Annotated in this window: 10 protein-coding genes; 4 read left to right on the top strand and 6 right to left on the bottom strand. The window is 58.9% G+C overall.

Annotation, left to right across the window (positions count from 1 at the left end; translation table 11 throughout):
• Positions 1–12: 12 nt before the first annotated feature.
• From GIW28_RS03005 to GIW28_RS02995, 3 genes are all read right to left on the bottom strand, one after another.
• Positions 13–576, bottom strand: a complete 564-nt coding sequence (locus GIW28_RS03005; RefSeq protein ID WP_176991082.1) for an adhesin — start codon at positions 574–576, stop codon at positions 13–15.
• On the bottom strand, positions 573–1,031 hold the full coding sequence (locus tag GIW28_RS03000) for a hypothetical protein (protein ID WP_017138131.1): 459 nt from the start codon (positions 1,029–1,031) through the stop codon (positions 573–575). The genes GIW28_RS03005 and GIW28_RS03000 overlap by 4 nt, the downstream gene beginning before the upstream one ends.
• A 318-nt stretch (positions 1,032–1,349) precedes the next feature.
• Complete coding sequence (locus GIW28_RS02995) at positions 1,350–2,345, bottom strand: FecR family protein (protein WP_236446798.1); 996 nt, start codon at positions 2,343–2,345, stop codon at positions 1,350–1,352.
• 152 nt (positions 2,346–2,497) lie between these two features.
• Between GIW28_RS02995 and GIW28_RS02990 the strand changes: the two genes are divergently transcribed.
• Positions 2,498–2,767 carry a PepSY domain-containing protein gene (locus GIW28_RS02990; RefSeq protein WP_017138134.1) on the top strand — a complete coding sequence of 90 codons (270 nt, stop codon included), beginning with the start codon at positions 2,498–2,500 and terminating at the stop codon, positions 2,765–2,767.
• A gap of 19 nt (positions 2,768–2,786) precedes the next feature.
• On the opposite strand, the gene GIW28_RS02985 is transcribed toward GIW28_RS02990, so the two are convergent.
• Positions 2,787–7,931 carry a dermonecrotic toxin domain-containing protein gene (locus GIW28_RS02985; RefSeq protein WP_236446799.1) on the bottom strand — a complete coding sequence of 1,715 codons (5,145 nt, stop codon included), beginning with the start codon at positions 7,929–7,931 and terminating at the stop codon, positions 2,787–2,789.
• 183 nt (positions 7,932–8,114) lie between these two features.
• Between GIW28_RS02985 and GIW28_RS02980 the strand changes: the two genes are divergently transcribed.
• Entirely contained in the window at positions 8,115–9,152 is a 1,038-nt protein-coding gene (locus GIW28_RS02980; RefSeq protein WP_236459024.1) for an Ldh family oxidoreductase, read from the top strand.
• 33 nt (positions 9,153–9,185) lie between these two features.
• Here GIW28_RS02980 and GIW28_RS02975 read toward each other — a convergent pair whose 3' ends face one another.
• Complete coding sequence (locus GIW28_RS02975) at positions 9,186–9,506, bottom strand: DUF883 family protein (protein WP_017138137.1); 321 nt, start codon at positions 9,504–9,506, stop codon at positions 9,186–9,188.
• A 163-nt stretch (positions 9,507–9,669) separates the two neighbouring features.
• Here GIW28_RS02975 and GIW28_RS02970 point away from each other — a divergent pair, with 163 nt between their 5' ends.
• On the top strand, positions 9,670–9,924 hold the full coding sequence (locus GIW28_RS02970; RefSeq protein WP_003190904.1) for a hypothetical protein: 255 nt from the start codon (positions 9,670–9,672) through the stop codon (positions 9,922–9,924).
• Here the strand turns inward: GIW28_RS02970 and GIW28_RS02965 are convergent.
• Complete coding sequence (locus tag GIW28_RS02965; RefSeq protein WP_236447594.1) at positions 9,917–10,825, bottom strand: LysR family transcriptional regulator; 909 nt, start codon at positions 10,823–10,825, stop codon at positions 9,917–9,919. The two genes, GIW28_RS02970 and GIW28_RS02965, sit on opposite strands and share 8 nt — an antisense overlap.
• Positions 10,826–10,906: 81 nt before the next feature.
• Between GIW28_RS02965 and GIW28_RS02960 the strand changes: the two genes are divergently transcribed.
• The gene (locus tag GIW28_RS02960; RefSeq protein ID WP_138453733.1) at positions 10,907–11,833 is read left to right on the top strand and encodes a carbon-nitrogen hydrolase family protein; all 927 of its coding nucleotides are present in this window, start codon (positions 10,907–10,909) and stop codon (positions 11,831–11,833) included.
• Positions 11,834–11,845: the final 12 nt, after the last annotated feature.

The raw sequence follows: 11,845 nt of genomic DNA, 5'->3' as shown, positions 1-11,845 counted from the left end.
GACTCAGCTCCATCAGTTGAGTCGTAAGTTCAGGGTGTTAGCCACTCGGTTCCCCACCCCGGCGCTCTGGTTGACCTGAACCACTCCACGGCTGCCGGTGAAGGCCTGGTCGTTGGTAACGACCTGGCGGCTGCCAGTGGTAGGGGTCAACCCTGAGTCGGTTGCAAGCGCAACGTTTTGTTGCGACATGACGCTGTCGTCGATGCTTTGCGGGCCAGCACTCACGCTGATGCGCACGGCATTGATCATCTGGTTCTGGGCCCCGGCGGACTGGTTGACACTCAGTGCACCGTTGCCATTACTGAAGGAGTTGCCCTGGATCGCAGCATTGGCGTTCAGGGAGCGGTCGGTGGGCGCGCCGCTGATTTTTTGCGTGACGGCGATGTTCGCCCGGGCATTGTGGCCCACCGCAATAGCGACGTTGTTGCTCAGTTGTTGCTGGTCACCCGCGGCCTGGTTGATCGTCACCACACCGTTGTACTGCTGGCCCGAGTTATCAATGGTTGCGTTGTTATTGCTGTCGGCCATCGCCGCTGTGCAACCGAGCGCTGCTAGAAGCATCCAGGAGTGGTTCATTTCATTGCTCCTCCCACCATGCCGCTGATGTTGTTCAGAGGGGCGAGCCCACTGGATATCGCACCGTTGACCGTGCCTGCAATACCGCTGCCGCTACTGCCGTGGCCGGCTGCTCCCGCTGCGCCGAGGTTGTTGGCGCCACCGAGAGAGTTCAAACCGGTAATGTCACCGTTTGGCATGATGCTGCGCGTAATGCTGGAACCGCTGCTGATACCGGCAATGTCGTTATCGCTGAGCTCATGGTTCATGGCGCGATTGACTTGGGCCGAGGGGTTGGCATTCACGGTATTGGGGTAGGGGTCTTGGCCGCGTGAGCGACCGATTGCATAAGGTTGAACCTGGCGTTCAACCACGATCACACCATCACCGGCCGCGAGCACTGGAACGCTCACGCTGGCACTCAGTGCACAGCTGATCAGCAGGAGGCTCAGTGAGCCCTTATTGTGTGTGTCCATGGCAGTGTTCCTTGTTCTTCACGCTGACCCTAAACAGCGTTATCAGGAACAGAGCAGAACGCGTGCCGCTTTTTATTTATTGTTTATATTCAGAGGGTTGGAGATAAAACGAGGCAAAGTGATGGCGGTGCTGTTTCAGGGTTGAAACAGTGTCGCCGTCAAGGGGCATGCCCGGCCCCGCCTCAAGGGTGTCTCAGCGATGTAACACTGCACGTGACAAAGCCATGAATGCGCACCGGGCGGGCGATTCAAGCGAGGGAGGTGTTTCAAAAATGGACACTTGGGCGCGAGCAAACTCGCCGTTGCCGGCTGGCAGACTCAGCCCTTGGGGGCTTTACGCGGTATGGAATTGAGGACCGTGTTGCCGTCCTGGTTCTGGGTCAGGTAGACCGGCAGTACCTTGGGCAGGGAAGGCACGAGGTTGTTGACCTCGTTGATGTTGTAGATGCCGCCGATGCGAATCGCCCCGGTACTGGCATCTGCCAGCATCACCGGTTTGTTCAGGTAGCGGTTGATCAGCGGCAACGCGTCCGTCAGGGCCAGGTTGTCGAGTACCAGTTTGCCCTGGCGCCAGGCCAGGGTTGAATCATTGGGGTTAATCGCAGCGATTTGCGGGGTGGCATCGCCCAGGTTGTAAGTGGCCTGCATGCCTGGGGTAAGGGGCACGCTGGCGTGCTGCTTGTCACTGGAAATCTGCACCGAGCCTTCAAGCAACATCACCCGCACCTGGTCTTCATATTTCCAGACGTTGAACTGAGTGCCGGTCACCCGAACCTGGCCTTCGCCCGCCTTGACGATAAACGGGTGAAGGCGGTCATGGGTGACTTTGAAAAACGCTTCGCCCTTGTTCAAGGTTACGCGGCGTTCATCCTTGTAATGGCTGTAGACCAGTTCGGTGCCCAGGTTCAATTCAACCAGGCTGCCGTCGCCGAGGGTGACTTTGCGCAAGCCCGTGTCGGCTTCGAAATGCTCATAGGAACTGGGCAACCAGCCCGCTTCCCAGCCGGTAAAGGCGGCCAGCGGCAGGGCGGCGAGGCATATCGCGGCGGCCACCGCGTAAGTGCGCAAGCGGCTGCGCGGTTTTAACGGCAGCACAACCGCAGCAGGTTCGCTGCGTGGCAGGTGGTCAGCCACGTCCCAGATTTCCAGCATGGCCGCATACTCAAAGGCATGCAGCGGATGGGCGTCGTGCCATTGTTCAAAAGCCCGACGCTCGCCCGCCGAGCAATCACTGGCATGCAGGCGCATGCACCAATGCGCGGCGACATCGGTGATCGCGTCATAGTCGTCTTCTGAAAGGGGCTGTTGAGTCATTAAACCGTCCTGATTTCCCACATTCTAACCTCCCAAGGCGGATGGCGAGAACAGCCGTCATGGCGATTGCACATCAATTGGAACTTATTCTCGTTTGGGAACATCAGAAAACACAGGACACGAGTCCGTCATTCCCACAATGGAGAACGAATATGCTGAAGAAAACCTTAGTCGCCCTGTGTGCAACCACCGCACTGCTCAGCGCCGGCGCCGCCCTGGCCGATAAGCCGGGCGCGGGCTGGATCACCATCGAAAAAGCCATTGAAACCGCCAAGACCAAGGCCGGCTATGTCGAGGTCTACAAAGCCGAAGCCGATGACAACGGTTACTGGGAAGTCAAAGGGCGCAAGTCCGATGGCATCGTGTATGAAGCGCGTATCGATGGCGCCTCCGGCAACGTTCTGCGCGATCAGAAAGACTGACGCGACTGGCGGGGGCTGCTCAAGCCCCCGGATCCAAAACACGACCCAAGTGCGTAATCAAGTAAGTCACTGAGTCGGCATTGGCCAAAATCGTGTCAATGCGTTTGTCGGCGTTACTCATGAAGACGTCGCGGGCATCCTTGAGGTCCTTGGTGCCGGTGGTGTTCAGGACTTTTTGTCTAACGTGAGCCGTTGCAGTGTCAGGCCCATAGTCTTCCCATTGCGCCGAGTAATCATCCCAGGTCTTGAACAGCATCGTCGCGGGCGTCATGGTGGAGAGCGCGGTTCTTTGCAGGTCCTCCAGGGTTGTTTTGAGTATCTGGGCGCCCGGTTTGGCCGCGTTGATCAAGTCGGTGAACGGCCGCATCGAGTCAAGATAGGCGATGTCTTCAGTCTCGAGCTTCAAGTGCGTCAGTTCGTGAATCAGGGTACTCGCCCTGGCGTGGGCGCAGAGGTCAAAAGGTGAATTCAAACGGTTCTGGTAACTGTCCATACCTGGATCAAAGAACCGATTGAGCAGGTACAGCTTGCGCTCCCTGTCTTCAGGAATGACAAACGCGTATTGGTGCGCTGCACTGACACGGCTGGTCCCACTGACAAAACGCTTGGAGTCGGCGCTGGTCAGGGTCGGATCGCTCAGTTCATCCAATATCAGGTCGACTATTTTCTCGACTCTGCTCAACTGGTCAGGTGTCAGGCTGACGACACCGAATAATTCACCTAAAAAGCGGCCTGCCCGGCTATCGGGCGCACGCTGTTTTGCAAACTGAACGATGTTGCGTTTGCAATTGACGGTGTAATAGATCGCAACGTTTAACCCTTCTGTGATGACTTGGGCTTTCCAACTCGAGAGTGCGGCAATTTCGCGCATGCCCGTCGCCTCGATATTGATCGCTGCCCGTTCGCCGGCCCGCGTGTGCATGCGCGACATGACTTTGCCATATCGCGGGTTATGCAGGCTGAGGTCCAGCACCCATTTACCTTGTGAATTACGGCCCACATACGCGCCCACATGCTTATCCTTGGACAGGCGCCAGCGCTCGGCGGTTTTCTTCACCGCGTACACCTTGCCTGCCAGTGGCACATAGTCTTTCAAGCTCGCCTTGTCCATGTACACATGGCTGGAAGCACTCTGTTCCAGGTCCTTCAATGCGACATCGTGAGCTTCGAAAGGCTGCAACCCGGTACGCGCGGGTGCGGTGATATCCAGGGTCGTCAGGTGGGGGGCCGCGGGCAGGGTTTCGTCTGACAGGTTGGCTTGTGATACTTCCGTTTCGGTAGGCGGCGGGGCTTCGGTGCCCTCAAGCTCATTGTGCAGGGCGGCCAAATGAGCCACGCCGATGATGAAATCCTTCAGGCCGGCCTTCCACTGATGCAACTGCAATGCATCGGCTGAACGTTTGAACATTTTGTAGCTTCGCCACACCGCCAGCGGATACGCGAGTTTTCCTGCCATGAACTGAGCGGCTGCGGGGATGCCCTCGCGCAGCAGGTAGATGACCCTGTCCCAGAGCGATTTCGCGCCTTTCTCGAATTGGCAGGCGAGCATTTTGAGCAATATCTGCGTGTTGTCGTCGAACAGGTAGTGAAGGGCATTGCCGGTGACGACGGTCGAGGCCAGGCGGATATCGAGGGGGCGATGACGGTTGTTTTGCAGCAAATTGCGGTAGGTTGCCTGATGCGTCGCCTCCAGGTGCAGCACCACCCAGTCCTGAAGCTCTCCAGGCTTGGTCAATTCATCCAGCAGCGCTTGCTCGTTCGCATACTCCTTGAGTGTATGGTTTTCGCTGTAGGGCGCGTACAGCACCAGCGGCCCAGCGCTGCGGGTTGTGGGACCAATCAAGTACATCCCCAGCACCTTGGCCAGGGAAGCACCTTCGGTGGCAATCAACTCCAAGGGTCTGAACATTGCCGTTGCCCCGTCGAGCTCAGCCCGCGCCAGTGCGTCCGGCATGTCGAATACCTGCTGAACATGGCTCAGTGCCTGCGCCGTCAGCCGCTCCTGCAGCCTTTGCTCATGGGCGTATTGCAGGGTTTGCCAGGGTAACTGTCGGCAATACAGGCCTCGGCGTTTACGGCCTTCATCCGTGTTAGCGTCCAGGTGGCTTTGCAACAACTTCTGGTAAGCGCTGTTCAGGTCCAGTTGGCGCACCATTTGCACCACGGCACTGGCATCCAATGTGGCCGGCAAGGCAGTCGCGTTGCGTGAGCGTGGGCGGATGTTTTCGGCGTCCAGGTCGGGCCAATGCCGCAAAGCAAAGTCGGTCAGGCTGCAGACATTCACGTCGAGCGCCTGATGCAACGGGATCATTACATCATCGGGGTTCAGTGGCTGTTCGGGATAGCGTGCCTTGAGCAACGCCAGAAGTGCCGTGTGCGCATGCTTGCCGATAGCGGTGATGCCATTGAGGTAGTCTTTTTCGTCAGGCGCACTGTTGTGATACTGCTCAAGCAGCTCGGCTTGATGAAGCTGATCCTGAGGGGGTGCCAAACCCAGCCAGACGGGCAGAGCCTGTTGATGGGTCATGGCACTCGCCACCGCCTTGGCCCGTGCAAGGTTGGTCGGCGCGGCGTGTTCCAAGGCCGTTTCAATGTGGTTTTGCAAGGCGCGAGCGGCCCATTTGCTCGCAAGCAATTGGTCGATACCGTCCATGACGAAATCGCTGTAGGTTTTCAGACGATTATCCAGCAAGTTGTCGTCAATGCGTTGCAGTGGCCCCAGACCATATGCCTGATGCGGCGCACGCAAGGAAATAGCCAGGTTTTCCAACAGGGGCAAGCGCTTGATCGGGTGCTCCAGGCGCTGACTCATCTCCTCGCGCAAGGCTTGCACCGAGGCGAATACCTCATACCCGCGCCGAGGCGTCCAGAGCACCGCCTGGCCCGAACGCTGCGGGTCGATGCCTCCGCGTTCAGTCAGCACAAACAGGTTGGCAAGCGCATGGGCGGTGTCGGATGTGCCAATGTTCAGTGTCAAGGTGTAGGCGTCCGGAAGAAAGCCGTTCAGGCCGTGGCGGGTCAAGCGTGCAAGGCTGTCGATGCGTAGGACGGTGTCAATCACTGCCTGGCTGTTGGGCGGCAGTGTTTTGCCCAACAGCCTCAGTTCGGCTTCACTGCGCAACCCAAGCAGCATCGAGTGCGCCTGTTTTTTGCTCATGTTGCTGAGGAACAGCAATGGAAGCTGGCGCATCTCGTGGTTGGCAAACACCTTCAAGACTTGATCATTGATCATGTTGAAAGTACTCAGGGTCATGCTGGGTAACTTCTGCGCCAGATGCGGCTCGAGCTTGCTGTAAAACCCGGTTGTGACACTGTTGGGAACGCGCGAGGCTTCATCGCTCAGGCGTTCAATGAAGTGTTCAACCATGCTCACAGACGTCAACGAAGGACGCTCCTCGCGCTCTTGGGCGCGGGTGGGATAAGTGTTGATATAGACCTCGTCGGCCTTGAGCGCCAGGCGTTGTGATTGCAGTTCTGCATTCAGGGCGAGGGTGACCATTGAGCGTAATGTCGGCTGATGTTTGCGCTCCGTGGCCAGTGCATCTTCAGTGGCACTGAGGCGCCGTAGCTGCACCTTGGCGTGTTCTGCCCGCACGGTGGATGGCCGGTCGTTGCCGCTGGTGACCGGGTGCGCCGTCCAGCGCCCTGCGGTTTCCAGCGTTGCGAGGCGGCTGTCCAGCATCGTGCGTATGTCCAGTGCGCAATCGAGCAGCGCATCCAGATTTATCTGGCCATCACTGCGTCGGTAAAGGTCCAGTGCGTGGTTCATATTACTGATCTGCTTGCCCGCAATGTCTTCGACCATGCCGGCAAAAACGTCACCCGCAATGGGGTGGGCGGCGATGTTAATCTGATCCAGGCCAATAAAGATGTCGCGCTCATCCAGCGACAGGAAATTGAGCAGTTCATCTTCGTGGCCAGCGGCCTTGAGCATGCTCAATAGCGTGTCTTTGAGATCTTCCATGTCTTTGAGTACTTGTACCCCACGCGACTGCGTGTACAGGTAGGCGTGGCTCTCGCTGATCAATAGCGTGCTGGCCAGTTCCACATAGTGCTGGTAGGGCGCATGCAGGCGTACTTTTTCCACGCTTAGTTCGTTGGCGTGAGCGTTGCGGGCGCCTTGGTCTGGTAGAAACAATGCCTGAAGGGTGTGGCTTTCGTCGGCGTTGAGAATTTGCGCCTGACGCTTGAGCAAGACATCCAGGCGAAATTTATCCGCCATGACCTGGGTGAAGAGTTTCAGGCGTGAGGTTTCGTTGCCGATGTCCTCGTTCCAATAAGTCTTCAGCAGGCTGTCCAGCAGTTTTGCCAAGCTGCCGGATGTTTCTTTGATCAGGGTTTCCCAGTACTGCTGATCTTGTTCGCGTTCTACCGGGGTGAAGGCGCTGGTGACGTGTTTCGGGTTGAAATATTCACGGATCTGGTCCTGGGGCCAGGCATGTCTCACATAAAACTGCAGGAACGCTTCGCTCAATGGCAGGGAATTGACCCAGCGTCGCTGACCGCCTGCCGGGTCCTGGATAAAAAAATCGACCCGTGTATCGCGTTGATCCAGGTTGGGGAAGTACGAGCGCGCCATGATGCTGAGCAGCGTGTCGAGCATGCCGTACAGCGTGGGCGTCGTCTGCAGCTGCTCCAGTACGACGCGCACGTTGTCTTGCTGGCAGGCCTCCAGGACTTGCTCCTGGTCTTGCATGACGGCGCCTTCGACAAGGGTGGCGGTCAGCGTTATCGGCGTACTGACGGGCAAGGCGTTGCGCTGTGCAATCGACAGAAAGCTCAACAATTGGACACGCTGCACCGCATCCGCCAGTTGCTCGGCGACGTCGACCAGCAGGCTGGCGTGGTCGTCAAACACCTGAATACCACCATAAGGCGTGTAAAGCAGTGCTTTGCCGTCGTCCGGGGCAGGGCTCATCAGAAAGGCGCCGGCAAGTGGAAAAGGCGGCTGGCCCGATACATTGATCAGCAGTCTTTCGACGCGCATGGGGTAGGTTTGCTGTTCGGGATCGTTACGTGCTGCATCGCTGGCTTGGTACACCGTGTGCAGCCAATCGAGGTCTTTGACGGTCAGCCCCAGCGCGCGCTCACGGTCGGTCGGCGAGTTTCTTTTAATCGGCAGCAGGAATTCGTCAAAAAAATATGCGGGGGTTACGCCGGTCATGGGCTTGCTCCGTTAAGTAGGGGAGTGACAGGCTAGGGAGGCGTGACCGGAGGGCGGGGGTAACTATTGAGGCCCGTCGCAAGTTGACAGCAGGCACAGTGCGTGGTGTTTAATCGAACACTTGAATGTCCATTCGTTGCCTCTCCTAATCATAAAAACGCCATCATAAAAACGGAGCTTCAAATGTCTGCGCAGTCTCCGACAGTTGCCAAGGCTTCAACCGCAATCGGCTTCACCGAGTTAGTGGCCCTGCTACAACAGGTTTTTGTGCGGCACGGTACGTCACCGCAAGTGGCGGCGATCCTTGCGCACAATTGCGCCAGCGCTGAACGTGACGGCGCGCATAGCCACGGCGTGTTTCGCATTCCAGGGTATGTGTCGACGCTCAACAGCGGCTGGGTCAATGGCAAGGCGGTGCCCGTGGTTGAGGATGTGGCCTCAGGCTTTGTGCGTGTGGATGCCGATAACGGCTTTGCCCAACCAGCACTGGAGGCCGCGCGCTCGCTGTTAGTGCGCAAGGCGCGCAGCGCCGGGATCGCGCTGCTGGCGATTCGAAACTCCCATCACTTTGCGGCTTTATGGCCCGATGTCGAACCTTTTGCCGAAGAAGGTCTGGTAGCGCTCAGCGTGGTCAACAGCATGACCTGCGTGGTGCCCCATGGCGCGGATCGACCGCTGTTCGGCACCAACCCTATTGCTTTTGCCGCGCCGCGCGCCGATGGGCCACCCATTGTGTTTGACCTGGCCACCAGTGCCATTGCCCATGGTGACGTGCAGATCGCAGCACGCAAGGGCGAGCGTTTGCCGCCGGGCATGGGCGTGGACAGCTTGGGCCAACCGACCCAAGATCCCAAAGCCATTCTTGAAGGCGGCGCGCTGTTACCGTTCGGCGGCCACAAGGGGTCAGCGCTGTCGATGATGGTTGAGTTGCTGGCGGCGGCGCTGACGGGCGGCAATTTTTCGTTCGAATTCGATTGGGCCGATCATCCCGGCGCGCGCACACCATGGACCGGCCAATTGCTGATCGTAATTGACCCCGGCAAAACCGCCGGGCAAGGCTTTGCCGAGCGCAGCCAGGAACTGGTGCGACAGATGCATGCGGCGGGGTTGCGGCGGTTGCCGGGGGATCGACGTGATCGCGCACGGGCGAAGTCGCAGGAAACAGGCATCGAGATTGATGCGCAGGAGCTCAAGCAGTTGCAGGCACTGGCAGAAGGATAAAAGGGGCTGCGCTATCAGCGCAGCCCCTGTGGTTTAGCCGCGACGACCCAACAAAAGGCCGACCACCAGGCCAAAGCCTGCGGAAATGGCCACGGTCTGCCATGGATGGCCACCGATATAGTTTTCGGTGGCGTCCACCACCGGCTTGCTGCGTTCACGCACGTTGGACACCGAGTCCAGTGCTTGCTTGAGCTTGATAGCGACCTGCTCACGCAGCGTTTCACCTTCTTCGCCTACCAGCGAAGCGCTGCTTTTGAGCAGCTTGTCCGACTCTTCGATCAAGGCCGTCAGTTCACTGAAAGCTTGATCCTTGATTTGATCTTCGACAGCTTGGGCGGCAGTTTTGCGGGCCATTGTGTGACTCCTTGCGAGTGAATGTGGCAGTGAACAATGGAGTGTCGGGCTTGGCTAAAAGTTGCAGTTTTTTTGCCGTGAGCGGCTTACGGGCAAAATCCGGATCAGGATATTTCGACCTACAGTGTAAGATGTCACCTATTTGTGCAGCAGGTAATTCAACATGAGCTTCAATCTGGCCAACAAAACCCTTGCCGAACGCGCCGAACTGGAAGATGAAAAGTCACGCCTTTACGATCTGTGGCAAACCAACCTGGGTAAGGCCAAGGGCGAAGCTGCGCGTTTGTTCGGCGAGCGTGCCAAGCGTAAGGGCAAGTGGGCCGAATGGGTCCGTGCCGAGCTGGACGGCATGTCACCGCCGGAGTTTTCCAACATGGTGCGCAGCGAAGTCAACAAGCTGATGGCCGCCGCTAAGTAAAGCTGGCCACAATCGCTTCACGCACTTTGAGTAACAGCGGATCCAACTGCGCCTGGGTACGCCAACCCAGCTCCACCGGGTAGCGTGGCAACGCCAGTGGGCAAGTCAGTACGCGCAAGCCGGTCATCTGCGCAATCGCTTCGGCAGCATGCCCGGGAATCGTCGCCACCGCCGCGCTGCCCTTGAGCAAAAACGGCAGCCCGGCAAAGTGACTGGTGGACGCACACACCTGGCGGCTCAACCCTTTAGCCGCCAACCCTTCATCGGTAATCCCGATAAACCCGCCCGACGACACCAGTACATGTTCGCGTGCCACGAATTCCTCCAGGCTGATGCCGTCTTGGCCCGGCGCCAGGCTGTGTGGGTCGACCAGGCAGCGGTAATCGCCTTCGCCCAGCACGTGCCGGCTCAACCTGCGCTCGGCAAAGCCGCCGGCGGTGATCGCCAGGTCCAGGCTGCGCTCGAGCAGGGCGCCTGCGACGATTTGGCTGTGGGTCTGGCGGAAAATCACCCGCAGATTCGGCGCGCGCCGGGCAATTTCTGCCATCAGCTGCCGGCCATGGGCAATCTCGAAGTCATCGGACAAGCCCAGCACCACCGAGCGGCCCTGATAGTTCGGGTTGGCCGGGTTGATCATTGCCAGGCTCTGCCGACAACGGTCCAGGGCCTCGCTGATCACCGGTTTCAACTGATTGGCACGCAAGGTCGGCGCCAGCCCACGCCCGGTGCGCACGAACAGTGGGTCGCCGTACACGTCACGTAACCGCCGCAGGCCGGCGCTGATCGCCGATTGCGTGACGCCCAGGCGCAAGGCTGCGCGGCTGGCGCTGGACTCGTCGTGCAAGGCTTCGAAGGTTTTCAGCAGGTTCAAGTCGACCTGGGCGATATTTATTTGGCTCATATCATTTAGCACTGATGGGGGCTTTATTCATGATTGCCCCTCGCCGGAGAATGGGCAACCCCTTTAACTGGAGTGAACCTGATGCCCATTTCTACCGTGGCGGCGTTGCAGATCGGATCCTTGCCGGGTGGCAAGGCTGACACCCTGGCGCAGATCCTTACCTATGAGGACGCGATTGTGCGCAGTGGCGCGCAATTGGTGGTGATGCCCGAAGCGTTGCTCGGCGGTTATCCGAAGGGCGAAACCTTCGGCACGCAGTTGGGCTACCGCTTGCCGGAGGGGCGCGAAGCCTTTGCACGCTATTTTGCCAATGCCATCGATGTGCCGGGCGCCGAGACCGAGGCGCTGGCTGGCTTGTCCGCACGCACCGGCGCCAGCCTGGTACTCGGCGTGATCGAACGCAGTGGCAGCACGCTGTATTGCACCGTGCTGTATTTCGAACCCACCGGCGGCCTGGTGGCCAAGCACCGCAAGTTGATGCCCACCGGCACTGAGCGGCTGATATGGGGCACGGGCGATGGCTCGACTTTGCCGGTGATCGACGCGCAAGTTGGGCGTTTGGGCGGCGCGGTGTGCTGGGAAAACATGATGCCGCTGCTGCGCACGGCGATGTACGCCAAAGGCGTGCAAGTGTGGTGCGCGCCGACGGTCGATGAGCGTGAAATGTGGCAAGTGAGCATGCGCCACATCGCCCATGAAGGCCGCTGCTTTGTGGTGAGTGCCTGCCAGGTGCAGGCTTCGCCCGAGGCGCTGGGCACGCAGGTTGCCAACTGGCCGTCAGAGCGTCCGTTGATCGCCGGTGGTAGTGTGATTGTCGGGCCGATGGGTGACATCCTGGCCGGGCCGTTGGTGGGTGAAGAGGGGTTGCTGACCGCGCAGATCAACACCGATGATTTGGTGCGGGCGCGCTATGACTACGATGTGGTGGGGCATTACGCGCGACCGGACATATTCGAGTTGGTGGTGGATGAACGCGCCAAGCCGGGCGTGCGCACACTGACTGATTAAACACGGTAAAAA

The sequence above is a fragment of the Pseudomonas sp. PA-5-4B genome (genome assembly GCF_021606215.1).
GTDB classification, from domain to species: Bacteria; Pseudomonadota; Gammaproteobacteria; order Pseudomonadales; family Pseudomonadaceae; genus Aquipseudomonas; species Aquipseudomonas edaphica.
Note: the sequence above shows the minus strand (reverse complement) of the source record. Positions and strands in the feature narration are given on the sequence as shown.

What these genes read in the sequence shown, in the direction of transcription:
- GIW28_RS03005 (WP_176991082.1), bottom strand. Translation starts at nt 576, where the DNA reads ATGAACCACTCCTGGATGCTTCTAGCAGCGCTCGGTTGCACAGCGGCG.
- GIW28_RS03000 (WP_017138131.1), bottom strand. Translation starts at nt 1,031, where the DNA reads ATGGACACACACAATAAGGGCTCACTGAGCCTCCTGCTGATCAGCTGT.
- GIW28_RS02995 (WP_236446798.1), bottom strand. Translation starts at nt 2,345, where the DNA reads ATGACTCAACAGCCCCTTTCAGAAGACGACTATGACGCGATCACCGAT.
- GIW28_RS02990 (WP_017138134.1), top strand. Translation starts at nt 2,498, where the DNA reads ATGCTGAAGAAAACCTTAGTCGCCCTGTGTGCAACCACCGCACTGCTC.
- GIW28_RS02985 (WP_236446799.1), bottom strand. Translation starts at nt 7,931, where the DNA reads ATGACCGGCGTAACCCCCGCATATTTTTTTGACGAATTCCTGCTGCCG.
- GIW28_RS02980 (WP_236459024.1), top strand. Translation starts at nt 8,115, where the DNA reads ATGTCTGCGCAGTCTCCGACAGTTGCCAAGGCTTCAACCGCAATCGGC.
- GIW28_RS02975 (WP_017138137.1), bottom strand. Translation starts at nt 9,506, where the DNA reads ATGGCCCGCAAAACTGCCGCCCAAGCTGTCGAAGATCAAATCAAGGAT.
- GIW28_RS02970 (WP_003190904.1), top strand. Translation starts at nt 9,670, where the DNA reads ATGAGCTTCAATCTGGCCAACAAAACCCTTGCCGAACGCGCCGAACTG.
- GIW28_RS02965 (WP_236447594.1), bottom strand. Translation starts at nt 10,825, where the DNA reads ATGAGCCAAATAAATATCGCCCAGGTCGACTTGAACCTGCTGAAAACC.
- GIW28_RS02960 (WP_138453733.1), top strand. Translation starts at nt 10,907, where the DNA reads ATGCCCATTTCTACCGTGGCGGCGTTGCAGATCGGATCCTTGCCGGGT.